23 protein-coding genes and 1 pseudogene are annotated in these 24,239 nt (G+C 67.0%); 8 read left to right on the top strand and 16 right to left on the bottom strand.

Translation table 11 applies throughout. From position 1 onward, the window contains the following. Window positions 1-63: 63 nt before the first annotated feature. A pseudogene (locus KFB96_RS11600) lies at window positions 64-648 on the top strand (excinuclease ABC subunit A); the annotation flags it as partial. Here KFB96_RS11600 and KFB96_RS11605 read toward each other — a convergent pair. Next, window positions 630-779, bottom strand: a complete 150-nt coding sequence (locus KFB96_RS11605) for a hypothetical protein (RefSeq protein WP_213501946.1) — start codon at window positions 777-779, stop codon at window positions 630-632. The pseudogene KFB96_RS11600 and the gene KFB96_RS11605 overlap by 19 nt on opposite strands. Then, window positions 776-1,339, bottom strand: coding sequence for a hypothetical protein (locus KFB96_RS11610; protein ID WP_213461485.1), 564 nt, complete (start codon window positions 1,337-1,339; stop codon window positions 776-778). The genes KFB96_RS11605 and KFB96_RS11610 overlap by 4 nt, the downstream gene beginning before the upstream one ends. Before the next feature lie 312 nt (window positions 1,340-1,651). Here KFB96_RS11610 and KFB96_RS11615 point away from each other — a divergent pair, with 312 nt between their 5' ends. Both KFB96_RS11615 and KFB96_RS11620 read left to right on the top strand, forming a co-directional pair. Beyond that, window positions 1,652-3,439: an efflux RND transporter periplasmic adaptor subunit gene (locus tag KFB96_RS11615; RefSeq protein WP_213461487.1), complete on the top strand. Its 1,788-nt coding sequence runs from the start codon at window positions 1,652-1,654 to the stop codon at window positions 3,437-3,439. A gap of 9 nt (window positions 3,440-3,448) precedes the next feature. Further along, entirely contained in the window at window positions 3,449-6,628 is a 3,180-nt protein-coding gene (locus tag KFB96_RS11620; RefSeq protein ID WP_213461489.1) for an efflux RND transporter permease subunit, read from the top strand. Between the two features lie 309 nt (window positions 6,629-6,937). Here the strand turns inward: KFB96_RS11620 and KFB96_RS11625 are convergent, their stop codons facing one another. The 5 genes from KFB96_RS11625 to KFB96_RS11645 all read right to left on the bottom strand — a co-directional run bounded on the left by KFB96_RS11625 (window position 6,938) and on the right by KFB96_RS11645 (window position 11,435). Next, window positions 6,938-7,273, bottom strand: coding sequence for an OST-HTH/LOTUS domain-containing protein (locus KFB96_RS11625; RefSeq protein WP_213461491.1), 336 nt, complete (start codon window positions 7,271-7,273; stop codon window positions 6,938-6,940). Window positions 7,274-7,514: 241 nt separating this feature from the next. Next, window positions 7,515-8,054 (bottom strand): RES family NAD+ phosphorylase, encoded by a 540-nt coding sequence (locus tag KFB96_RS11630; protein WP_213461493.1) that lies wholly within the window; start codon window positions 8,052-8,054, stop codon window positions 7,515-7,517. Further along, window positions 8,051-8,419 carry a hypothetical protein gene (locus KFB96_RS11635; RefSeq protein WP_007191680.1) on the bottom strand — a complete coding sequence of 123 codons (369 nt, stop codon included), beginning with the start codon at window positions 8,417-8,419 and terminating at the stop codon, window positions 8,051-8,053. The genes KFB96_RS11630 and KFB96_RS11635 overlap by 4 nt, the downstream gene beginning before the upstream one ends. Window positions 8,420-9,276: 857 nt before the next feature. Then, window positions 9,277-10,761, bottom strand: coding sequence for a heavy metal sensor histidine kinase (locus KFB96_RS11640; protein ID WP_213465873.1), 1,485 nt, complete (start codon window positions 10,759-10,761; stop codon window positions 9,277-9,279). Beyond that, window positions 10,758-11,435, bottom strand: coding sequence for a heavy metal response regulator transcription factor (locus tag KFB96_RS11645; RefSeq protein WP_213461499.1), 678 nt, complete (start codon window positions 11,433-11,435; stop codon window positions 10,758-10,760). Before KFB96_RS11645 ends, KFB96_RS11640 begins: the two co-directional genes overlap by 4 nt. Before the next feature lie 262 nt (window positions 11,436-11,697). On the opposite strand from KFB96_RS11645, the gene KFB96_RS11650 reads away from it, so the two are divergent. Next, window positions 11,698-12,153, top strand: coding sequence for a hypothetical protein (locus tag KFB96_RS11650; RefSeq protein WP_213461501.1), 456 nt, complete (start codon window positions 11,698-11,700; stop codon window positions 12,151-12,153). A 16-nt stretch (window positions 12,154-12,169) separates the two neighbouring features. Here the strand turns inward: KFB96_RS11650 and KFB96_RS11655 are convergent, their stop codons facing one another. The 9 genes from KFB96_RS11655 to KFB96_RS11695 form a co-directional block, all read right to left on the bottom strand. Next, complete coding sequence (locus tag KFB96_RS11655; protein ID WP_213461503.1) at window positions 12,170-12,715, bottom strand: NADH-quinone oxidoreductase subunit B family protein; 546 nt, start codon at window positions 12,713-12,715, stop codon at window positions 12,170-12,172. A gap of 195 nt (window positions 12,716-12,910) precedes the next feature. Next, a complete protein-coding gene (locus KFB96_RS11660; RefSeq protein WP_213461505.1) occupies window positions 12,911-13,234 on the bottom strand; it encodes a type II toxin-antitoxin system PemK/MazF family toxin in 324 nt (107 codons plus the stop codon). Next, entirely contained in the window at window positions 13,231-13,452 is a 222-nt protein-coding gene (locus KFB96_RS11665) for an antitoxin MazE family protein (protein ID WP_213461507.1), read from the bottom strand. Before KFB96_RS11665 ends, KFB96_RS11660 begins: the two co-directional genes overlap by 4 nt. A gap of 217 nt (window positions 13,453-13,669) precedes the next feature. After that, window positions 13,670-15,292, bottom strand: coding sequence for an NADH-quinone oxidoreductase subunit C (locus KFB96_RS11670; protein ID WP_213461509.1), 1,623 nt, complete (start codon window positions 15,290-15,292; stop codon window positions 13,670-13,672). Next, window positions 15,289-16,785: a hydrogenase 4 subunit F gene (locus KFB96_RS11675; protein WP_213461511.1), complete on the bottom strand. Its 1,497-nt coding sequence runs from the start codon at window positions 16,783-16,785 to the stop codon at window positions 15,289-15,291. The genes KFB96_RS11670 and KFB96_RS11675 overlap by 4 nt, the downstream gene beginning before the upstream one ends. Beyond that, window positions 16,782-17,480 (bottom strand): formate hydrogenlyase, encoded by a 699-nt coding sequence (locus KFB96_RS11680; protein WP_213461513.1) that lies wholly within the window; start codon window positions 17,478-17,480, stop codon window positions 16,782-16,784. Before KFB96_RS11680 ends, KFB96_RS11675 begins: the two co-directional genes overlap by 4 nt. Then, window positions 17,477-18,442, bottom strand: coding sequence for an NADH-quinone oxidoreductase subunit H (locus KFB96_RS11685; protein WP_213461634.1), 966 nt, complete (start codon window positions 18,440-18,442; stop codon window positions 17,477-17,479). The genes KFB96_RS11680 and KFB96_RS11685 overlap by 4 nt, the downstream gene beginning before the upstream one ends. Window positions 18,443-18,553: 111 nt before the next feature. Beyond that, complete coding sequence (gene hyfB, locus KFB96_RS11690) at window positions 18,554-20,569, bottom strand: hydrogenase 4 subunit B (RefSeq protein ID WP_213461515.1); 2,016 nt, start codon at window positions 20,567-20,569, stop codon at window positions 18,554-18,556. Beyond that, on the bottom strand, window positions 20,566-20,847 hold the full coding sequence (locus KFB96_RS11695) for a helix-turn-helix transcriptional regulator (protein ID WP_213461517.1): 282 nt from the start codon (window positions 20,845-20,847) through the stop codon (window positions 20,566-20,568). The genes hyfB and KFB96_RS11695 overlap by 4 nt, the downstream gene beginning before the upstream one ends. A 205-nt stretch (window positions 20,848-21,052) precedes the next feature. Between KFB96_RS11695 and KFB96_RS11700 the strand changes: the two genes are divergently transcribed. From KFB96_RS11700 to KFB96_RS11715, 4 genes are all read left to right on the top strand, one after another. Continuing rightward, window positions 21,053-21,388, top strand: coding sequence for a YebG family protein (locus KFB96_RS11700; protein WP_213461519.1), 336 nt, complete (start codon window positions 21,053-21,055; stop codon window positions 21,386-21,388). A gap of 283 nt (window positions 21,389-21,671) precedes the next feature. Continuing rightward, complete coding sequence (locus KFB96_RS11705; protein ID WP_213461521.1) at window positions 21,672-22,244, top strand: DUF3365 domain-containing protein; 573 nt, start codon at window positions 21,672-21,674, stop codon at window positions 22,242-22,244. A gap of 72 nt (window positions 22,245-22,316) precedes the next feature. Next, window positions 22,317-22,889: a hypothetical protein gene (locus KFB96_RS11710; protein ID WP_300971607.1), complete on the top strand. Its 573-nt coding sequence runs from the start codon at window positions 22,317-22,319 to the stop codon at window positions 22,887-22,889. A gap of 171 nt (window positions 22,890-23,060) precedes the next feature. Next, entirely contained in the window at window positions 23,061-24,161 is a 1,101-nt protein-coding gene (locus KFB96_RS11715; protein WP_367115049.1) for an FAD-dependent oxidoreductase, read from the top strand. The last annotated feature ends 78 nt before the right edge of the window (window positions 24,162-24,239 follow it).

The raw sequence follows: 24,239 nt of genomic DNA on the forward strand, positions 1-24,239 counted from the left end.
CGACAATGGGATGGGATCAGTTGAACCGCATTGAGATTGACTCGCAGACATGACATCCACGCCTGCGGCGGCAGCCGTTTCGACCGCGAGACCCGCGAAGTGCGCTATCAGGGACTCGATATCGGTGAAGTCCTGCGCCTGAGCGTCGACGAGGCGGTGGAGGTCTTTCACGCGCACCGAGCCATTCACCACCCGCTCGCCCTGCTCCGGGACGTCGGACTCGGCTATCTGCAGCTCGGTCAGCCCAGCCCCACGCTCTCCGGCGGCGAGGCCCAGCGCATCAAGCTGGTCACCGAGCTGACCAAGGCGCGATCGACATCGGGGGCGACGCCGGGGCAGAGACAGGGGCCCGAATCGATCAAGACCCAACGCCACGCCCGCCCGACCCTCTATGTCCTCGACGAACCGACCGTCGGCCTGCACATGGCCGACGTCGAACGCCTGCTCGGCGTCCTGCATCGGCTTGTCGATGCCGGTCACTCGGTCCTGGTCATCGAGCACAACCTCGATCTGATGGCCGAGGCCGACTGGATCATCGATCTGGGGCCGGAAGCCGGCGACGCGGGTGGTCGGATCGTCGCCGAAGGCACGCCCGAGAAGGTCGCGCAGGCCGGCGACTTCCCGACCGCTCAAGCACTGCGGAGCTGATCGGCCGGCAGGAGCTTCGGCAGACCGGTTGCGCAGCCGCCAAGGAATGCCATCCGGCGCAGCAAATCGTCGCCGAGCGCCCGGGCGACCAGTTCAACCATCGCGCGATGCGTATCCGCAGCGCCGCTCACGTGGTTTCCAGCATGGTGGCGAGCCTGTCGCGGGCGATGGCGCGCTCTCGCGGTTGTCCAAGCCGCAGCGCATCGAGCAGTGCGAACATTGCGTAGAGAGCCGGGTCGCCACGGACGGCCAGCGGGACGCTCTTGTACAGTGGGGAGACGCTCTGCCCGGTGACCTTGCCATGGGCATCGACCCAAACATAGGGTTTTTCGCCTGCACTGAAGACCTGATCGGCCAGCACGGGGGCGGCAAACCCGGTGGGGATGCCGCGCGCGAGCGGACCTGGACGCACCGGAAACACCCAGCGCAGACAGTGCTCGCCGATCTCGAGCAACGCGCTCCGATTGACCCGTGGAAGACCGGAATGCCGGTCGCGCCGCGCCAAGCCGGCATCAAAGCTGCGACGCAGAGAGGCAGAGACCTCGGTCTTGCTGATGCCGATGGCGCCGGCCAATGCCCTGGCGGTGTAATGCTCGGCCAAGGCCACCGCTTCCAAGTCTGTTCCGGTGGCGTACTTCACCTCCAGCTCGGTTTCCCATCCCTCCCAATCGAAGGGCAGCTTGGTCGGCACCTGATCCGCATCCCACGCAAACAAGATGAAAATTTTGTCATTGCCCTGTCAGCGTCCTGTCGGGTGACATCGGCGATCCTGCCCTAAACCGCGCCCGGTGCGGTAGGCGTCGTTTGTTGGATTGGCTTGGCCGCCAGCTCCGACAACTGTCGGAGCTGGCGGTTTAATTGACTTTCTGCTCCACTTCATTCGAGCAAAGAACAGCAGGCCGAGCCGGTGCGACAAGATTCCGACACGAGGCGGTGTCTTCGTTGGGGACGACGACCGGATGCGCTCGTCAGAATCGATTCGGCATCCCATCGAGACAAGGTTATGCGAAGAACCCTGGCCTACTTCCCGATCCTGCTCGCGACCGTGCTGGCCGGCCTTGGCACGACCAATCTCTCGGCCCACGAAGGCCATGACCACGGTCCGCCGTTGCCGGCCCCGGTGACCGCGACCCTGGCGCCGCGGGTCACCGCCGAGTCGGCGGATCTGGAGCTGGTTGCCGTACTCGAAGACGGGACACTGACGGTCTATCTGGATGAGTTTGCGACCAACCGCCCGATCGAGGACGCCGTCCTGCAGGTCGAGAGCGGGGCCTGGCAGGGCAACGCGGCCCACGAGGGCGACGGCGTCTACAGGCTCGATCCGGGTCCACTGGCGGAGCCGGGCCAACACGATCTGATCTTTGCGATCGAGTCGCCGACGCTGGCCGATCTGCTGTTGGGAACCCTGGTGGTATCGGACGCGCCAGACATCGATGCCCAGCCGGCCGCTGGATCGCCGGCCTGGTACGCATCCGTTCCGCTGCTGCAAGGGGCGGTCGTGCTGCTGGCGTTATGCAGTCTGGCCCTGCTGCTGTGGCGCGATCACCGGGACCGCCGCATTCCAGGCAAGCAATCAGATCCGAAGTCCCCGTCGAAGGGTTCAGCCTCCCCGAACACGGCAGCGATGATGCCGCTGGCGCTCCTCGCAACGACGCTGCTGGCGCTGGACGCCGTCGGACCCGTCCGCGCCCACGAGGGACATGACCATGGCGCTCCGGACCCGGCCAGCGATCCGACCCCTGCGGCGGCATCCGCCGCCGGGCAAGCCGCCGCGCGCTTGCCGGACGGGACCCTGTTCGTACCGAAACCGACCCAACGGCTGCTCGGTATCCGCACCGCCCGCGCCGAGCCCGGTGACTGGCCGGACACCTTCACTCTGTCCGGGCACGTGATCCCGGATCCGAACGCCAGTGCGCTGGTGCAGGCGCCGCTGCGGGGCCGCATCGAGCTGCCGGAGGAGGGTCTGCCGCTGCTCGGAGCGCCGATTCGCGAGGGCCAGGTGCTGGCCTATCTTGTCCCGATCCTGGACGCAGTGGACCGCACCGATCTACAGGCGGAAGTGGCCGAGCTCGACGGGCGCATCGAGAACCTCGCCCGCAACCTGATCCGCCTACGCCAGCTCGGCGACAACGCCCCGCGCCAGGAGCTCGAGGAGACCGAGACCGAGCACACGAGCCTGACCGCCCGTCGCCGCGCCATCGCCGACAGCTTCAGCGTGCGGATGCCGCTGACCGCCGCGGTCGGCGGCGTGCTGGCCTTGCGCAACGCCTCGCCGGGCCAGATCGTGGCCGGCGGCGAGACCCTGTTCACGGTCGTGGACCCCAAGCGTCTGCTGGTGGAGGCCCTGCTTTACGACACCGATCATGCGACCCATTTCACCTCGGCCAGCGCCACGACCGCCGAGGGCCGCAACCTGCGCCTGACACCGCTCGGCAGCGGCTACGAGCTGCGCGGCCATGCCCTGCCGATTCAGTTCCGGATCGAGCCCGACCCGCCACTCGTGACGCCGGGAAGCCCGCGGCCATCCGACCAGCTCGTCGTGCGCCAACCCCTGACGGTGGTCGCCACCATGTTCCACGGCAGCACGGGCCTGCGCATCCCGAGCGCCGCGGTCCAGCGCGGCCCGGACGGCGCCGAGCTGGTCTGGTTGCATGTCCAGCCCGAGCACTTCCGCCCGCAGCGCGTGCAGGTCCGGGCGTTGGGCGCCGGAGACAGCGTGGTGAGCGCCGGGCTCGCGGCCGGGGACCGGGTGGTCTCCGACGGCGCCGCGCTGCTCGGTCAGGTGCGCTGAGGTCCGCCCATGTTCAGTCGGATCATCGCAACGAGTCTGCGGCAACGGCTGCTGGTCCTGGCCGCCGCCCTGGTGCTGATCGGTTACGGCAGCTATCAGGCGCTCGGCCTGCCGATCGACGTCTTCCCGGCGCTGGACAAGCCGACGGTCACCCTGATGACCGAGGCCGAGGGCATGGCGCCGGAAGAGGTCGAGCAACTGGTGACCTTTCCGATCGAGGCCGCGGTCAAGGGCCTGCCCGGTGTGACCCGGGTGCGCTCGGTATCGGGCATCGGGCTGTCGATCGTCTATATCGAGTTCGACTGGGGCAGCGACCTCTACCGCAACCGCCAGCAGATCGCCGAGCGGCTCACCACGCTCGGCGGTGAGCTACCGCCGGGGGTGACCCCGCACATGGGCCCGGTCACCTCGATCATGGGCGAGATCATGCTGGTGGCGGTCTTTGCGCCGGAGGCCGAAGGCAACGACAGCAAAGACAGCAACGACAGTGGGGCCGACGCGACGTCGCCGATGGCGGTGCGGGATTTCGCCGACTGGGTGCTCCGCCCGCGCCTGTTGACGCTGCCGGGGGTGTCGCAGGTCATTCCGATCGGCGGGGAAGTACGCCAGGCGCAGGTGGTCCCGGACGTGCGGATGCTCGGGGATCTGGACATCACGCTCGCCGAGCTCGAAACCGCGGTGCAGGGCTTCGCGCGCAACACCAGCGGCGGCTTTCTGGAACGCCAGGCGCAGGAGTACCTGATCCGCAACATCGCCCGCACCACGCGGCTCGATGATCTGCGCAACCTCGTCGTTGCCCATCGCGAGGGCGCGCCTGTGCTGCTTCGCCAGGTGGCGGAGGTCCGCTGGGGGGCGCGGGTCAAGCGCGGGGATGCGAGCTTTGAGGGTCGTCCGGCGGTGATCCTGTCGGTGCAGAAGCAGCCGCAGGCCGACACCCTGACCCTGACGCGCGAGGTGGAGCGCGCCCTGGAGACGCTCTGGGAGACCTTGCCCGCCGGGACACTGGATCACGCGGTCTTGTTCCGTCAGGCCGACTTCATTGCAGCATCCGTCGGCAACGTGCAGGAGGCGCTGCGGGATGCCGCGATCATCGTCGCGGTGGTGTTGCTGCTGTTCCTGCTCAACCTGCGCACCACCTTCATCTCGCTGACCGCGCTGCCGGTGTCGCTGCTGGTCACCGCGCTGGTCTTCCATTGGATGGGGCTCTCGGTCAACACCATGACCCTGGGCGGGCTGGCCATCGCCATCGGCGAGCTGGTCGACGACGCCGTGGTCGGGGTCGAGAACGTGCTGCGGCGCCTGCGCGAATGGCGGGCGAAGACGGCGAACGACGGCCCGCGCGCCCGCACGGGCGCCGATACACTCGCCATGCTCAAGGTCGTCGCCGATGCCACCATCGAGGTCCGCTCGGCGATCCTCTACTCGACCCTGATTATCGTCCTGGTCTTCGTCCCGCTGTTCGCCCTGCCCGGCATCGAGGGCCGTCTGTTCGTGCCTTTGGGCATCGCCTACATCGTCGCGATCCTCGCCAGTACCCTGGTCTCCATCACCCTGACCCCGGTGCTCTGCTCCTGGCTGCTGCCGCGTGCGCGGCTGATGGATCGCGGCGACGGGGCGCTGGTGCGCGGGCTGAAGGCAGCGGATCGGCGTCTGCTCGGGTGGTCGTTCCGGCATTCCCGGCTGTTGCTTGGAGCCGCCGTACTGGCGGTCGCCGTCGCCGCCGCCTCGGTGCCCTTTTTTCCGCGGACCTTCCTCCCGGCCTTCAACGAGGGCACCCTGACGATCAATGTCCTGCTCAACCCGGGCAGCTCGCTCGCCGAGTCCAATCGGGTCGGCACCTTGGCCGAGAGGCTGATCCGAGAGGTTCCGGAGGTGGTCAAGACCGGACGGCGCACCGGTCGCGCCGAGCTGGACGAGCACGCCGAGGGCGTGCATTACTCCGAGATCGACGTGGACCTCGTCCCCGCCACAGGGGCAGCCGGCGAGCGCGGACGCGAAGAGATCCTCGCCGATATCCGCGCCCGACTCGCTCCGCTGCCCGCGTCGGTCAGCCTGGGCCAGCCGATCGCGCACCGGCTCGACCATCTGCTGTCGGGCATCCGTGCCCAGATCGCGATCAAGGTCTTCGGCGATGATCTGGACACCCTGCGCGCGCTCGCCCAGGCCCTGCGCCAGGGGCTTGCCGACACCCCTGGATTGGTGGACCTGCAGATCGAACGGCAGGTGCGCATCCCCCAGGCCCAGGTGCGGGTGGACTATGCCCGCGCCGCGGCCTACGGCATCACCCCGGCCGCGGTCAACGATGCGCTCGCCACCCTGGTCGGCGGCAAGGAGGTCGCCCAGATCATCGAGGACAACCGCCGCATCGGCGTGGTGCTGCGTGTCGACGACGCCGACCGCACGCACGAAGGACTGCGCGCACTCTTGATCGAGACCCCCGGCGGTCATGTGCCGCTGCGTCTCGTCGCCGATGTGGAGGAGACCGACGGGCCGAATCAGGTCAGCCGCGACAACGGCCGGCGCCGCATTGTCGTGTCCGCCAACAGCGACGGCACCAACCTCGCCAACCTCATCCCCGAGGTGCGCCGGGTGATGGCCGAGCTGCCGCTGCCCGAGGGCTATTTCCTGAGCCTGGAGGGCCAGTTCCAGGCCCAGGAGCAGGCCACCCGGCTGATCGGTCTGCTGTCGCTGGTCTCGCTCACGCTGATCTTTCTGGTCCTCTACAGCCGCTATCGCTCGACCGCCCTGTCCCTGATGATCCTGGCCAACGTGCCGCTCGCGCTGGTCGGCAGCGTCATCGCGCTGCAGCTCGCGGGTCAGACACTCTCGGTCGCCAGCCTGGTCGGCTTCGTCACACTCGCCGGCATCGCCACCCGCAACGGTATCCTCAAGATCGACCGTTACCTGGATCTGCTGACGCTGGAGGGCCGGCCCTTCGGCCCCGCCACCGTCATCGAGGGCAGCCTGGACCGACTGACCCCGGTGCTGATGACGGCACTCACCACCATCCTCGCGCTGCTACCCCTGCTGCTCAGCCCCGAGGCGCCCGGCAAGGAGATCCTCTACCCGGTGGCCATCGTCATCTTCGGCGGACTCATCTCCTCGACCCTGCTCGACACCCTGCTGACCCCGGTCATGTTCCTGCGTTGGGGGCAGGCGCCGGCGCGGCGGTTTGTCGATGCGCGGTAGGCAGGGTCACCGGAAAGCGGGGCCAGTCTGAAACCGCGGCAGCCTGTTGTCGCTCGCGCCCCGTCATCGGTCACTGGCGTCCGGGAACCGCAGCGCATGGAGTCGGCCACGGAGCGGCCACCCGCTGCTGATCCCAAAGGGGCCGTCGTCGTGCCCGAAGCGGCCGCACGCAGACCGCTGCGTCACGAGCGGTTGCGGGATAGGCATCTCGGGGTTACGGCGAAAGAAGCCGTCACCCGCCGTCGTTGACTTCGCGTAGGTTGAGATCTTCTCCCGGGCCGATATCGCGCTGAGGAACCCCAAGCAGGGCTACTGGGGGCAGACCCTGTACCAGGCGGCTCGCTCGCCGCCCACGACACGGTAGCGCAGCTCGAACAGGCGCGACTCATGTAGAGCCTGTCGCCAGCTGGTGCATCTGTACTTGTTGGGCTGCTGTTCAGGACTCCGTTCCATGATCCATCGCTCAGCCGCTGCAACGGGCGTCCAGCCGTCCACGGCGAGCTCGTTCGCCGCCTCGCGCAAAGCGCGGACGATGCCTGCGGCTGGCCAGTTCACTGTGCCGTCCGGGAAGATGCCATTGAACATGATGTCGTAGAAGGCATCGGACTGTGCGAACTCCGCGGCCAGGCGCCTGGCCTGATCCATGTGCTCAGCCCAGCCCCGAAGCTGTTCATAGTTCTTGCCGATGTGTTCGAACGCGGCAACCAGCGCGTTGCGTGCCGAAATGCATCCGTCTATCCGATGACCTTCATCAGGCGCTCGTACTGCTGAAGGCGCAGCAGGCAGTGGCCCAACAAACGTTGGACATCGTGCTGCTGTGCCTGAAGTTCCCCGTCGTTCATTGCGGACTGGAAACCAGCATATGCGGGGTCAGCAGCATATGGGGTCAGAGTCCCCAACTGGACTGGTCTCGGGGGAGCCGCCCGTCGGGATCGTTGACGGTGACCGAGTTGCCATCCACGAGCCGCTCTGAATACACCACGACGTTGGTTCCGCCCTCGTGCGCCTGGCTCGGAAAGAGGATGCCGGTATAGCCATGGGCCAGCACCAGATCGGCGAGAACCCATGTCGGGGGTTCGATGTGCCGCTCGAACTTCAGGTGGCGCCAGTCCTCGCGCCAGTCGTGCCAGAGCGCGTCCCAGGGCGCCCCCCCCTGCGCCACATGGTGGAGCAGGCGCAGGTCGACCAGGTCGCGCAGCGCCGCGGTGTACGAGCACATCGTGCAGGGTGGAAGGAAGGGGGAGGTCTGCTGGTACTCGCGCAAGGCGGTCACCTCATCCAACGACAGGTACAGCGCCTCGACGCCTTCTCGGTTGAAGCGCCCCCCTCGGGCTGCGGCGCCTGCGCCGCTGGTGGGGCGGCTGGCCCACTGCGGGGTAAGCGCCCGGAACAACGTGGTGCCGGGGGGCAGATCGCAGAGGATCAACCGACGAACCCGGTGCTGATGGACTCCAGGTAGCCGATCGCATCCTCGGTCCGGCCTTCCTGTACCAGTTGCAACAGGGTCTTGTGACGGAACGCGGGAATGGGTTCGTTCTTGACCAGGAAGATGGCGCGTTGCGGGTCCGGCTGCACCGCCGCAGCGGCCGACAACACCCGCATCAGGTCACGCAGTGCGGATTGCAGTCTTGGCGATTCCGGGTGGGTGCGCAAGGTGTTGCGATGGACCCCCGCCAGCTCGGCCAGATCCTGCTGTTGCATGCCGAGGATGTCGGCGACGCCCGATGCAGAGAACCGCGACGTCCCGGGTTCCCGCGTCGATTCGAGCACGTCTGCGAAGATGGCGGCCATGGCGTTGCACCTGAGGGGGCATTTTTGCAATGCACATTGTACGCACAGCTTAAGCACAGCTCCAGTCCCAGCCCGTCCCGCGGCCCGTCGCGACGGGTAAGTCGCCTGCTTCAGCGACCCCCTGGGGATAGCTCCAAACAGAGTGAGCGGGTCATGAGCTACCCAAGATCGATCGTTGCCGCACCAGATGCGCCTGCACGGTTTCCCGACTCGCCGCATGACGAGGCGGGAATGGTGGCGGTTACAGTTTTTGCGATGCCGTCGCTCGGACCAACGCACCCTGCCACAGCCCCCCGACCCCTCTCACCGGCGAGCTGCACGATATGCACCCACAGCCGTTCCGGCACGTTCAGGCGGCCCCTTCGAGTGTCAGCTGCACGCCGAGCTGAGCCATCCAGAGGGCCTTCTGCGGGCGACCGCTCTGCGTCCTGAACGGTCGCCCGGGACGAGGCGCCGAGCGGCAGGTCCGGGTCGTGACCGAACCTTTCCGCAGCCTCTCAGCGGATGTCATTTTTTATTCAATACAAGATCACCAAGAGCGTTCCGAAGGTTGAAACGCCGGGATGGCGCTTCGACGACTCATCGGAATGTCCCTGATGATCTCAACCGCGCCCGGCGCGGTATACGATGTTTTTGGATGGGATCGGCCCCGGCAGACTTGACGACCGTTAGAGCTGACGCGGTTTAAGATATTAAAAAATATAAATTTTAAACCGCGCCCCCCGCTAAGGGTCGTGGATGCATAAAACGTCGAGCTCACTTGAAAGTTGGCATCTCGCTCTGGACGCGGTTTAGGTCAAGGTGCCGCATCGGCGGACTCATCTCCTCGAAACTGGCCGACACCTTGCTGACCCCGGTCATGTTCCTGCGCTGGGGGCAGGTGCCTGCGCGGCGCTACGGGGATGCGCACTGGGCAAGGTCACCGTAAATCGTGTCCAGCCAGCACGGGAACTCGCCTCGACGGCCCCGCCGTGGGCCTCGATGATGGACTTGACGATGGCCAAGCCGAGCCCGGTGCCGGACCCCGCCGTTTCGCCGCGGCGACCGCGGGCCGGATCGGCACGGTAGAAGCGCTCGAAGAGACGCGCAGCCTGCTCCGGCGGGATGGGTAGCCCGGGGTTCTCGACGAGGATTCGCGCGTAACGCCCATCGTCCTGCAGCTGCACGCGCACCTGCTGCCCCAGGTCCGTATGGCGAATGGAGTTGCTCAACAGATTGCTCAGGGCCCGACGCAACATCAAGGGGTCTGCCTGAGCGCAGGCGCTACCGGTCAACACGAGCGAGACGCCGCGCTCCTCGGCCCAGGCATCGAAATAGTCGAACAGATCTCGCACCTGGGCCGCGAGGTCCAGGACATCGGCGGTGGGGTGCAGCAGGCCGTGGTCCGCACGGGCGAGAAAGAGCATGTCGCCGATCATCTGGCCCATGCGCTCGTACTCTTCGAGGCTCGAATACAGCACCTCGCGATACTGATCGGCGTCGCGTGCGGCATTGAGCGCGACCTGGGTCTGGAGCGTGAGATTGGAGATCGGGGTGCGCAGCTCGTGGGCGATGTCCGCGGAGACATCCGACAGGCGTTGGAAGCTGTCCTGCAGGCGCGCGAGCATGGCGTTGAAGGCGACCACCAACGACTTGATCTCGGGCGGCACCCGCGTCTCGGGCAGGCGTGCACCGAGCCGGCTCGCATCCAGGTCCGCGGCCAAGGCCGTGATGCGTCGCAGCGGGCGCAGGCCGGCGTGCGTGACGGCCCAACCCAAGGCGGCGGCGGCAGCCGCGGCCAGCAGCATGGCCAGCACCAAGATGCGCCGAAACTCGGCCATAAAGGCTTGGTGATGGCTGATGTCGAGGCCGATGGCGACGGTATCGGACGGGGGCTCGGCCATGCCCGCCGTCGTCGCGTCCCGCGTCTGCCGAGACGCCCCGACGGAGACGCGGGCGATCAGCCCGCGAAAGGCGCGCGGACCATCGTCCCAGCGCGCCCAGAGGATGTCGTCCGGCTGCCCCGAGCCGCTGCGCGCCGACGCGGTCTCGGGAGGAAGCTGCCCGCGCGCACTGACGAAGCGAACCCTGCCGTCGGGCGCCTGAACACGCAGCGCCAATCCCGGATGGCCGACCAGCGCGGCCTCCAAGTCCGCCGGCAGGCTCGCCAGTGCCCCGGGGGTCGTGGCCTTGCCGAGCAGGTTGCGCACCAAGGCGAGCTTGCCGGCGATCTCGTGGTGATCGAGCTCGCGGAAATGCAGCGCGACCGCGCGCTCCAACGTCCATCCCAGGCCGAGCAGCAAAGCGACGGTCGAGACCGCGAACAAGAGGCTCAGCCGGACGGTGAGGGACGGCGCCTTCACTCCGGCGTATCCAGCACGTAGCCCATGCCGCGCACGGTCTGGATCAAACGGGGCTCGAAGCCCTCGTCGACCTTCAGACGCAGCCGGCGTACGGCGACATCCACCACGTTGGTATCGCTGTCGAAGTTCATGTCCCACACCGAGGAGGCGATGAGCGAGCGCGGCAAGACCTCCCCGCGACGGCGCATGAACAATTCCAGCAGTGCGTATTCCTTGGCCGTCAGCTCGATGCGTCGACCGCCGCGCAGCACGCGACGGCGCAGCAGGTCCAGCTCCAGATCGGCCACGCGCAGGACGGTCGGCTCGCTCGTCGCCCGGCCTCGCCGCAAGAGGGTCCGCACCCGCGCCAGCAGCTCGGCGAAGGCAAAGGGCTTGATCAGGTAGTCGTCGGCACCGAGCTCCAGTCCCTTCACACGGTCGTCCACCTGGTCGCGCGCCGTGAGGAACAGCACCGGCAGATCCGGATCCTTGCGCCGCACGCCGCAGAGGACTTGCCAGCCGTCCAGACCCGGCAGCATGACGTCCAGGATCACCAGGTCATAGTCCCCGCCGGTGGCCAGATGCAGACCGTCGAAGCCGTCGCGCGCCAGATCGACGACAAAGCCCGCCTCGGTCAAGCCCTGGCGCAGATAATCACCCGTCTTGGGCTCGTCCTCGACGATCAAAATCCTCATCGCTGTCCTCGACGTGGTTGCGCTGGCTCGGGCCGTGGATCCCGATCCGTATTCGGCCGCTCGTCAGGCGATGAAAATGACGCATTTGTCATGGTCCGGTCAGGATGGGGTCAGTGCCGCGACGGAGAATCAAAGGGCCGAGCGGATCCTCGCATCCGGCTCGGGCACCGACAAACCATGGCGGACGTGGCTCGGTTGCGCGGTATCGCGACACCCGGCGCCTCGCCCGCCGCACGACCCGATCGCAAACGGAGAGAGTCCCATGAAAACCATGACCGGCGTCCTGCTTGCACTCGCCCTCGCAACCCCCGCATTCGCGCATGACGATGCCACGCTGGACGCGATGCCGTCCCCGAACGGCGGTCAGGTCCGCATGTCCGGACCCTATCATTTCGAGCTGGTGCTCGGCGACAACGCAGTCAGCGTCTATCTCACCGACCACGCCGATACACCCGTGCCGAGCGAGGGCGTCGGCGGCAATGTGATCATCATGAGCGGCGAGCGCGTGACGATCCCCGTCGTCCCGACAGGCGACAACAGACTCACCGGCCAAGGCACCTTCGAGAAGCGCCCGGACATGAAGGCGATCGCCTCGCTGAACTTCCCGGACGGCAACAGCTGGCAGGCCCGATTCACGCCGGGCACAGTGAGCGTGCAGGGGGAATCCGCAGCCGTCGATCCAGCGACCGACGGCGACGACCACGCCCATCATCACTAATCGCGGAGCCGACCGATCAGCGCCCGTTCCGAGCGCCTGCCGCGGTTCCATCCGATGGCATCATGGCCCCGAGCAATCCCTTCAAAAGGTCGATCGGCGCAGGCGGACAGCCGGGGATCTTGATGTCGACCGGGATGACGTTCTCGATCGCACCGCAGGAGGCATAGGAGACCCCGATCTCGCCGCCGTCGCAGGCGCAGGTGCCGGCGGCGATCACGAATTTGGGCGAGGGGGTGGCGCGCCAGGTGCGGCGCAGTGCGGTCTCCATGTGGCGCGACACCGGACCGGTCACGAGCAGCACATCGGCATGGCGCGGCGAGGCAACGAAGTGGATACCGAAGCGCTCCACATCGTAGAAAGGGTTGTCGAGCGCATGGATCTCCAGCTCGCAGCCGTTGCAGGAGCCCGCGTCGACCTGGCGGATGGCGAGACTGCGGCCGAAGCGCGCATCGATGTGTCGACGCACCTCGATCCCGAGCCGCTCCAGCTCGTCGTCGTCGTGCGCAGGCGGGGCCTCGGTGACGACACCGGTGCGGAAGGATTGCTTAAGGATTCGGAACATGCTGAACCGCGTCTCGTAGTAATGCGGAAGAGTGATCGCCAACCGCGATGGCGAGGATACCCATGAACTCTCTGCCTGACGCGATTCAGAAAAAAGCATTCAATATCCTGAACCGCGCCCGCTCCGGCGTCCGTTGATGGCCGCGAGGTCGAACCGAGCAACCAATCGCGCCTGTCGTAGGGTGGCGCGGTTCAGCTAGGCAAATCCGAGAAAGAGCGCGAGCCCCCGGTTGACGGCAACCATGGTGTCGTCGTCGAGTCTGCCGAACGGCGCTCCCAGCTTGTCCCGACGCACCGTCATGGCCTTATCGATCATGATCTGAGAGCGCTTGCGCAGGCCATTCTCCGGGGTTGGATCGACGCTCAGGCGGATCAACGGAGCCTCGACCAGGGTCGACGAGACCAGCAAGAGTGTCGCGGTTGCCGTCGCACCGAAGTGATCCGATTGAATCATCAACGCGGGCCTTGGCTTGCCGAAATCTCCCGGCATGGCAACCGTGACCAGGTCGCCGCGCTTCATACCGACCACTCATCGGCATCCGCAAGGGCGGCGTCGATGAAGCCCATCAGGCCCTGGTCCGCCGCATCCGCCTGCGCAACCGCGAGCGACTGGCGTCGGCACTCCTCTGCGAACCCCGGCCGCTTTGTATCGGGCACCCAGATCTGCAAGGGCCTCAATCCGGCCGCGCGAAGCGCATCGCGCCGCTTCCGGACACGTTCGTTGACAGGTATCGACATGAGGGTCTCCATGGAATCGTTACATGTAGCTTATGCCGAACGCCAAGCGTGTCAACGGCCAATCGAAAGCCGCGATGACAAGGATATCCACGGCCCCTCCGCCTGAAGCGGTTCAAAAAAAGCATTCAATATCCTGAACCGCGCCTGCTACAACATTCGTTGATGAGCGCGAGTCCGAGCCGAGCGGCCAACCCCGCATGTGCTAAAGGGGCGCGGTTCAGAGGTCCACCCCCGCATACGACCCATTAACCGACTTATTGCACACCGGAAAGTCGGGAACGATGTTGCCGTGGATCAGGCGCTCCAGGGCCGGCCAGGTGAACCAGCTCGGGTCGCGCGGGAAGTAGCGGGCGATCCGACCCTCCGCCGCGAAGCGCACGAAGCACAAGATCTCGCCGCGCCAGCCCTCGATCAGGCCCAGGCCCATGGCGCCCTCCTCCGGAAGCGGGAAGGGTGCGGCGATCTCGCCCTCCGGCAGGGCATCGAGCAGGCGGTCGAGCATCCAGAGACTCGCGCGGACCTCCTTCATGCGCACCCGCACACGGGCGGCGACGTCTCCGGAGGTCTCCTCCGGGATGTCGACCGTCACCTGATCGTAGGGCGCATAGGGGCTGTCGCGACGGACATCGAACGTCAGCCCGCTGGCCTTGCCCACATAGCCGGTGCAGCCGAGCGCGCGCGCGTCGGCTTGCGCGAGGATGCCGGTACCGATCAGCCGGTCGTCGAGCGACGGATGGTCGTCGACGATCTCGAACAGGGGCTCGACGGCCTTGTGCAGGGCGGCATGATCCAGACGCAGCTCGCGGAAGGCCGTCGCCGAAAGATCGCAGGCGACGCCGCCGGGGACCAGCGTGTCCATCATCAGGCGGTGGCCGAAGCGTGCGGCGCTGCGGCGCTGCCACTGCTCGCGCAGCCGGGCGCACTGAACGTGGGCGAAGGCGAAGCCGACGTCGTTGCAGACGGCGCCGATGTCGCCGAGATGGTTGGCGATGCGCTCGCGCTCGGCCAGGAGTGCGCGCAGGCTCATCGCGCGCGGCGGCGGCACACAGCCGGCGGCGCGCTCCATCGCCTGAGCGGCGGCCCAGGCATGGGCGACGGTCGAGTCGCCCGAGACGCGCCCGGCAAGTCGCATGAGCCCCTGCGGATCGCGCCCGACGGCCAGCTTCTCGATCCCGCGATGGACGTAGCCGAGGCGCGCCTCCAGACGCAGGACGTCCTCGCCCGCGGCCTGGAAACGGAAGTGACCGGGCTCGATGATGCCGGCATGGACGGGGCCGACCGGGATCTCGTAGACGCCGCTGCCCTGGATGCGGGTGAAGGGATAGTCGACATCGGCCGGGGTGCGCCGCTCGCTGCGCCCTTCGATCGGGAAATCCGGCCGCAGCGGATAGTCGTCGGCCGACCAGGCTTGGTGGCGGGTCCAACGCCGATCGTCCGGATGCCCGAGAAAGCGTACGCCGGTCAGGTCCTGGGCGTGGCGCTCCAGGCGATCGACGCCGGGGTAGACCGGCGTGTGCGAGCCCAGAACCGGCCGCGTCTGCGGGACCAGTGTCTGTAGGATCAGATAGTCGCCGCCCAGCTCCAGGCACGCCTGCACGCGGATCGCCGGGCCCTCGATGTCGGTCTCGCTTTCCATCGGTCCAGCCCCGAGCGGATCGGCCCAGACACCCGCGTGCCTCAGCCCCATCGCCGCGGCGATCTTGCCAGCCGGCCCCCAGTCCTCGGCATCGAGCTCCAGACGATGGGCCGGGGCCAAGGCGCGGTCATCGCCGTGTCGGGCGATCAGACGATCGTCGTCGAGCCGGGCCAGAAACTCGGACAACCAGTCGAAACGGCTCATAGCAGGCTGCTCCCCGTGATGAGTTGCGTCGCCCGGTTCAGCCATTGCGCAAGGAAACCGGGGATCGCGAGCCCCAGCCAGAGCACCAGACCCAGATGGACGACGACCGGGATCATGTTGGCCTGAACCGGCTGTTGGCCTTCGGGCGGGGTGCCGTAAACCATCGGGTGCAGATGCCGGAAGAGCCCGGCGAAGGCGATGGCCAGACCGGTCACCAGCGGCAGCGTCAGCCAGGGTTGCGCCTGCATGGTGGCGGTGAGCAGCAGGAACTCGCTGGTGAAGACCCCGAACGGCGGGAAGCCGGCGATGGCGGCCACGCCCATCAGCAGCGACCAGCCGACCGCCGGCTGGGTGCGGATCAGCCCGCGGATCTTCTCGATCCCCTGACTCCCGGCGATGTGCGCGGCATGCCCGACGGTGACGAAGATGGCCGACTTGGTCAGCGAATGCACCAGCATGTGCAGCAGGGCGCCGAAGGTGGCGAGCGGGCCGCCGAGTCCGAACGCGAAGGTCATCAGCCCCATGTGCTCGATGGAGGAGTAGCTGAAGAGACGCTTGATGTCGCGCTGGCGGTGCAGAAAAAGCGCGGCGACCGTAAAGGAGACCAGCCCGAAGCCCATCAGCAAGGCGCCCGCCAGGTGCGGCGAGGCGGTCGCCGCCAGCGAGCCATCGACCAGCATCTTGAAACGCACCAGGGCATAGAGGGCGACGTTCAGCAGCAACCCGGAGAGCACGGCGGACATGGGTGTCGGCCCCTCCGAGTGGGCATCGGGCAGCCACTGATGCATGGGCACCAGGCCGATCTTGGTGCCGTAGCCCACCAGCAGGAAGACGAAGGCGATGCGCATGACGGTGGGGTCGAGTGCGGCGGCATGGGTGTGGAGGCTGCTCCAGACCAGACCGGCGCCGGGCTCGGCCAGCATCCCGAAATCGACATGCTGGGCGGCGAAATAGGTCAGCACGGTGCCGAACAAGGCGAGCGCAATGCCGACACCGCAGAGGATGAAATACTTCCAGGCCGCCTCGATCGCCTCGGGTGTGCGGTAGAGCGAAACGAGCAGGACGGTGGCCAGGGTCGCGCCCTCGACGGCGACCCAGAGGACACCCAGGTTGTCGGTGGTGAGCGCCGTCAGCATCGTCAGCATGAAGGTCTGATACATGCTGTGATAGACGCGCATGCCGCCGAGGTAGACCCGACCCTCGGCTCGAACATGGCGCATATAGGGCCGCGAGAAGATCGACGTGGTTAGACCGACGAAGGCGGTCAAGGCGACCAGATAGACATTGAAGGCATCGACCCGAAAACCGATGCCGATCAGTCGGCCGAAGACCTCGCCCTCCAGCGCCACCGTCCAGGCCAACCAGACGGCCGCGGCCAGCGTGAGCGCCGAGACGGCGAGGTTCAGCCAGCCGCCCACGGCGGGCGGGCGGACCAGGGGGAGCAGGAGCGCACCCAGCAAAGGCGCAAGCAGGGTGAGCAGGAGTGCGGTCATGGCCGCTCCTCGCCCGCCATCTCCGCCGTCTCGCTCAGCCGATTGAGCCGGTCCACGTCCAGCGAGTCGATGCTCTCGCGGATCTGAAAGAAGAAGACCCCGAACAGGACCATGGCGACCAAGACGTCGAAGGCGACGCCCAGCTCGACGATCAAGGGCATGCCGCCGGTCGCCGAGACGGCGGCGAGGAAGAGCCCGTTCTCGATCGACATGAACCCCAGCACCTGGGCGACCGCCTGGTGGCGCACCACCATCATGAGGAAGCCGATCAGGACCACCGCAAGGCTGATGGCGAGGATGCTGCGGGTGAAGGCCAGCTCCTCGGCCACCATCGGCAGCACCAGCCAGGAGCTGAAGATCACCAGGCCGACCGCCGCCATGATGGCCAGGGTCGGACGCTGCAGGGCCTCGGTGTGCCGCTCCAGCTCGAGCCGGCGGACCTGTCGGTGGAGCATCGCCGGGATCACCAGCGCCTTGAGGAGCAGCGTCAACCCGGCCGAGAAATACAGATGATGGACCTCGCCGCTCAGGGCCACGACCGCGGTGACCGCGGCGACCAGGGCGCCCTGCCAGGCGAAGGCATGGATTGCGGACACCAACCGACTCTGCGCCAGCAGGACGAAGGAGAGAAAAAGCACCAGGGCGGCCAGCAGGACCACCAACTGTTGCAGCAGCGGCAACGCCGGGAGGTTCATGCCCCGACCTCCAGGATGACGTGGCTCAAGAGCCCGAGCAGGGCCAGCAGCAAGGCGAGATTCAGAAAGGCCGGGACACGGAATAGGCGCATCTTCGCCAAGACGGTCTCGGCCACCGCCAGGGCGGCCCCGAGCACCGCCAGCTTGAGCAGGATGGCACCCAAGCCGATCGCCAGCGACAGGGGGGCCGGATCCGTCGCGATCCCCCAGGGAAAGAAGATGTTGGCGACCAGCACACCGTAGAGCAGGAGCTTGATCTGCGCCGCCCACTCCATCAGCGCCAGGTGCCGACCCGAGTATTCCAGCACCATGGCCTCGTGGACCATGGTCAGCTCCAGGTGGGTCGTCGGATTGTCGACCGGGATACGGCCGGTCTCGGCGAGCGCCACCAGCGTCAGCCCGGCAAAGGCGAAGAGATACGAGGGGCGCAGGACGAAGGCATCCCCGAGATGATGCGCGATGACGCTGCCCAGATTGGTGCTGTGGGCGGTCATGGCCAGGGTGAAGACCGCCATCAGCATCGCCGGCTCGGCCAGGGCGGAGATCATCATCTCGCGCGAGGCGCCCATGCCGCCGAAGGCCGTACCCACGTCCATGCCGGCCAGGGCCAGAAAGACGCGCGCCAGCGCCAGCAGCCCGGCCAGGACGATGATGTCGGCGACCACCGCGGTCGGCAGATCGATGGTCAGGAGCGGCACCGTCGCCGCCGCCAGCCAGGTGGCGACGAAGACCACGGAGGGTGCGGCACGAAACAGAGGCGAGGCGGTATGGGCGACCCGGGCCTCCTTGAAGAGCAGCTTGCGCAACTCGCGATAGGGCTGCAAAACCGAGGCCCCGCGCCGGTTCTGCAGGCGCGCCTTGACCTTGCGGACCCAGCCCACGAGGAGCGGGGCGAGCGCGGGAAACAGGAGCGCCTGCACGACGGCGAGCAGCCAGGCGGATGGTGTGAGGATGTCGGCCATCGGATTCAGCGCTTCACCATTAAACCGCGTCCAGAGCGAGATGCTCACTTTCGATTGAGTTCGACGTTTGGTGCATCCACGGCCCTTAGCGGGGACGCGGTTTAAGTCCGCTTACGCGGAGACGATCCACAGCAGGACCAAAAGGGTCACCAGGGTCCAACCGAGATAGACGCGCACATTGCCCGACTGCAGACGGACCACGCGGCGTGCCGCAGCCTCGACCAGACGTGCCAGGGGGAGATAGAGCGCGTCCCAACTGCGGTCGACGATCTTGATCTGATGGCGCATGCCGCCGTCTTCGCGCGGAACCTGGGTCTCCTCGACCCGGAACAGCAGCGCGAAGACCCGCCGCACCGGTTGGGCGAAGGCGGTCGCGGTGTATTGCATCCGCGCCGTCGGCGGTGCGAAACCGCAGTCCCAGGCATCGCAGCGGCGCACCCGGCGCACACCGACGTGGTGCAGGCCCCAGACCACGAGAACGGCGATCGCGATGAGCAGCACCGTCACCAGAGGCGCGCTGTAGCTGGCCGTTTCGAAGGCATCGGGCACCAGCCAGAGCCAGCCTTGGCTGCCTGCGTCGGGCAGCCCGCCGCCGAGGAGCTGGCGCGGGACGGCGTCGATCAGACCGATGACCAGGGTCGGAAAGAGACCGAGCAGCACACAGAGAACGGCGAGCAGCCCCTGTCCGGCGCGGATCCCCCAAGGCCCGGGCCGGGCGCGGCGCACATGCCGGCTGCGCGCCTGACCGAGGAAGGCGATGCCGTAAACCTTCACGAAGGTCGCCGCCACCAAGGCGCCGGTGAGCGCCAGCACGGCGGTCGCGATCGGGATGAGGCTGCGCATGACACCGCTGTCGAGCTGCCAGGCCTGCAGGGCGGCCTGGAAGGTCAGCCATTCGGAGACGAAGCCGTTGAAGGGCGGCAGCGCCGCGATCGACAGACAACCGATCAGGAAGAAGAACCCCGTCCAAGGCATGCGCCGCAGCAGACCGCCCATCTGCTCCAGGTCCCGCTCGTGGGTGCTGTGCAGGATGGAACCGGCGCCCAGGAAGAGCAGCCCCTTGAAGAGGGCATGATTGAGCGCGTGATAGAGCGCGGCGACGAAGGCGAGCGCGCCCGGCAGCGGATGGCCGGTGTCGATGAAGATCAGCGCCAATCCCAGTGCGATAAAGACGATGCCCAGATTCTCGACGGATGAATAGGCGAGCAGGCGTTTCAGATCGGTCTGCATCAGCGCAAAGAGCGCGCCCGTGAGCGCCGAGAGACTGCCGATCGCCAGCACCGCCATCCCCCACGTCCACTGGACATCGCCGATCAGATCGAAGACCAGTCGAATGAAGCCGTAGACCGCCACCTTGAGCATGACGCCGGACATCAGGGCCGAGATGTAAGACGGCGCGGCCGGATGGGCCTCGGGCAGCCAGGCATGCAGCGGCACCAGACCGGCCTTCATGCCGAAGCCGATGAAGACCAACCCGAACGCCACGCTGGCCCAAACCGGCGACAGCTCGGCAGCCCGCATGGACGCGAAGGCAAAGCCGTCGCCAAAGGAGGCGAGCACCCCGAACCCGAGCAGGATGCTCAGCCCCCCGATATGCGCCATCAGCAGATAAAGAAACGCCGCGCGGCGGTTGGCCGCCTGCTCATGCTGAAAGGCGACCAGGAAATAGGACGCCAGCGACATGACCTCCCAGGCGATCATGAAGAGAAAGGCGTCGTCGGCCAGGACGACCAGGAGCATCCCGGCCAGGAAGAGCCCGGTGAAACCGCCGAGCGCGACCAGCGAATCCCGGCCCTGCTCGAGCCCGCGCACGTAGGCCGGCCCGTAGAGCCCGACCGCGCTGGTTACCAGACCGATCAGGAGCAGGAAGAACCCGGCGAGTGCATCGAGACGCACATGCCAGGGCAGCCAAGGCAGGCCCAGGGGCAAGGTCGCCGTCGCCACGCCGCCCGACAGCAAGGCGCCCAGTCCCGCGACGATCGCCGCCACACCGCAGAGACCGGTCAGCGGCATCGCCGCGAAGCGCACCACCTTGGGGAATCGCGCCGCCAGCAGCGAGACGGCGGCCGATCCGAGGGCGAGCGCCACCGCGAGTCCGGCGATGGACAAGGCGGTCTCGACCCTCATGGCGTGGCGTCGGCGCCGCGCGCCTCCGAGGCCGTCTGCTTGAGGCGGACCCCGCGCCCGCCGCCCGCGCTGACCTGACCCTCGCCGATCAGCTCGATCCCGGCCCGATCCAGCGCCTCGATCAGCTTCATGACCGAATCCAGGTTGCCGCGAACTTGACCGTCGCTGGCCTCCATCCGTTGAATGGTCGGCAGGGACAGACCCGCAGCCTCGGCCAAACGTCTTTGGTCGATCCCCAGCAGGGCGCGCGCGGCGCGAATCTGAGCAGCAACAATCATGTTTTAGACATCACTAATTATGTTCAAGTCATGATTTTATGTCGCAGAGAAATCATTTTGCAAGGTATCATCCGATCTGTCGAGCCGGTCGGTGCCCGGCATCGCGCCCACGGTCTCGCGTGCATGCCTGTCTTTTTCAACAGTATACTGTGCGCTCGAGCCCTCACGCGGGGCATCACCACAGCAGACCCCGGAGCCCAAGACCGTGATCGAGATCGAATACGTCGTCAGAGACCAGAAGGGAGCCGAACGCTTGCGTACAACCGACAAAAAGGCCGCCGATGCCTACGACAAAGCACTCGAAAGCGCGGAGCGTCTCGCCGATCTGCTTCGCCACGACAAGATCCTGCCCGATTTGCCCGAGCGCGACCTCGAGGAGCTGACCATCTATCTCGCGCGCAACGCCAAGACGGTCGAGCGCATCCTCAAGGGCAAGTCGGCCGAGATCGAGCCGATGGATCTCGAGAAAGGCGACATCGAGACGGTCGCGGAACATCCCGAACCGACGTCCAAGGTCGCAACCCTGCGGGCCGCAGGCTGATCGGGCCGGCAGGCTGGACAAGCTCCGAGGACAAGCGCCGTAGGGCGGACAAGACCCGGCATCAGCGATACATCGAAAAATCAATGCGTGCCGGGGCCAACCCGTCTAGAGTTCCTTACGATGACCGAGCGCGCGGAACTCTCGACGGTTGATCCGTCAAACACAGCGAGCCTCGCGCCGGGATCGCGGATGCGAGATCAATCCATGCTGAGCCGATCGAATCCACCGCCCGATCAGCCATGAGTCACTAACCACTAAACCACTATCCCCGGAGACCTTGCGCATGAAGCTCATCGCCCGCCTGACCGCTGCAACCGCCATCCTCGCCACGACGACGCTCAGCGCCGAGACAGCTCCGAACCCGAACGCGGCCGAAGCCAAGGCCATCGTCCAGGAGTTCGCCACCACCCTGCAGGGCGAGCTGCAGGCCGCCATGAAGGACGGCGGGCCGACCAACGCCATCGCGGTTTGCTACGACCGCGCACCCGCCATCGCAGCCGACCTGTCCGAGCGCTCCGGCTGGGAGGTCGGTCGAACCAGCCTCAAGACCCGCAACACCGCCGACAATGCGCCGGATGCCTGGGAGCAGAAGGTCCTCGCGGACTTCGACACCCGTCGCGCCGCCGGGGAAGACGTGCAACCCATGGCCTATGCCGAGGTCGTGGAGACCGCCGACGGCAAGTCCTTCCGCTTCATGAAGGCGATCCCGACCGCAGAGGTCTGCCTTGCCTGCCACGGCAGCGACATCACGCCGGAGGTCGCGGCGGCGATCGATGAGCGCTATCCTGAGGACATGGCACACGGCTACGGCCTCGGCGACGTCCGAGGTGCCTTCAGCCTGTCCAAGCCGCTCTGACCCCACCCCGCCCGGGCGAGCGCCCGGGCGGTTGCTTCAACATCGGTCCGGGCTCTCGCCCGAGCCGCCAACGTGACATCAGCCATGGCCGAGGAACGGTTCGATCTCAGCTATAGGGGCGATCTGGCTCCCGGAGCCGACCCGGCGCGGGTGCGCGAGCGCCTGACGGCGCTCTTCAAGCTCAGCGAGTCCGGTGCCGAGCGCCTCTTCACCGGACGGCCGGTGATCGTCAAACGCAACGCCGATGCCGCGACCACGGCACGCTTCACCGAGGTCTTCGAACAAGCCGGCGCCATCCTGACGGTGACGCCCCTGGACACAGAGGCGCAATCGCGCAGATCCGGCAACGCGACCGATGCCGTGTCGGCTTCGCACCGCTCCCCACCCTCGCAGCCGGACTCATCCGACGACAGCGCCACCCCGCCCCTCGCGCTGGCCACCACCCAAGACGGCTTTCTCGAACCCGCACGCACGGTTAACATAGCGGCCTTCGACACTGGCGAGCTGAGCCTCGTCTCGGGGCAGGACTGGAGCCTGGCGGACTGCGAGCCGCCGCCCACGCCGATCCCGATTCCCGACATCGACTATCTCTCGCTCGCCGAGATGGAGCCCCCGGCCGAGAGCCCTCGGGGCGAGAACTCTTGAAGCGAGCCCCCCCGGAGCGCGACCCCTTGAAGCGAGACCCAAGAACCGCCCGACCGACGCATCAGCCTACGAGCAGAGTATGAGCACGGATTTGGACCATATCGTTATCGGCGCCGGCATCAGCGGCTGGGTGCCGCCCATTTCTCGGCCCGCCGCAGCCGCCGGACCCTCGTGCTGGAGTCCTCCGAGCGTGTCGGAGGCTGCATCAACAGCCGGACCTTCCCGGAGCTCGGCGGCTTCTGGACCGAGGCCGGTGGCCATACCTGCTTCAACAGTTACGGCAATCTCCTGTCGATCCTGGACGATCTCGGATTGACCCGACACGTTCAGCCCAAGGGAAAGGTCGGCTATCTTCTCTGGAAGGGCGGGCAACGCGGCTCGATCCTCTCTGCGCTGCACGTTTGGGAGGCGATGCGCTCGATCCCGAAGATCTTCTCCGCCCCCAAAGAAGGGCGCAGCGTCTCCGACTATTACGGCGATGTCCTCGGACGACACAACTACCGCGACCTGCTGCGTCATGCCTTTCAGGCCGTGATCTGCCAGCCGGCCGACGACTACCCCGCCGAGGCGCTGTTTCGCCGCAAACCGCGCCGCAAAGACGTGATCAAGGCATTCACCTTCTCGACCGGGCTCTCCGCCATCCCGGCGGCCATCGCCGCGCAGAAGGGGCTCGAGGTCCGCACCGGACAGCAGATCTCCGCGATCGAGCGCAACGGCGAGGGCTTTCGCGTCACGACCGGCGAGGAGACGTTGAGCTGCGGCTCGCTCACCCTCGCCGTTCCGCCCGATGCCGCCACCGCGCTGATGCCGGCCGGCTTCGACGCCGCGCGGGCCGCGATCACCGATATCGGCGTGGTCGAGATCGAGACCCTGGTCCTGGCGTTCCGCACCGCGGACCTGGGACTCAAACCCATCGCGGGTCTCATTGCGGTGGACGAGGCATTCTACTCGGCCGTCTCACGCGATTTTCTCGCCGACCCGAGCTACCGCGGATTCGCCTTCCACTTCCGACCGGGCGTGCTGAGCGAGCAGGCCCAGATCGAGCGGGCCTGTCTCGCGCTGGGCACCACGCCGAGCCACATCGCGGCACAGGCGCGGGTCCGCAATCGTTTGCCGGCCCTGCGCACGGGCCATGCCGCGCGGATACGACGGCTCGACGAGACCCTCGCCGGGACACGGCTCGCGGTCACCGGAAACTGGTTCCTCGGCGTCTCCATCGAGGACGCCCTGACACGCAGTCGCAGCGAGTCGGACCGACTCTTCGCGGGATAAGGTGATTTCCGGGAAAGCATCGACCAACATGTAGGGGCGACTTTAGTCGCCCGGTAAGCATCGGCAACACGCACGGCC

The sequence above is a fragment of the Thiocapsa sp. genome, assembly GCF_018399035.1.
Classification (GTDB): domain Bacteria; phylum Pseudomonadota; class Gammaproteobacteria; order Chromatiales; family Chromatiaceae; genus Thiocapsa.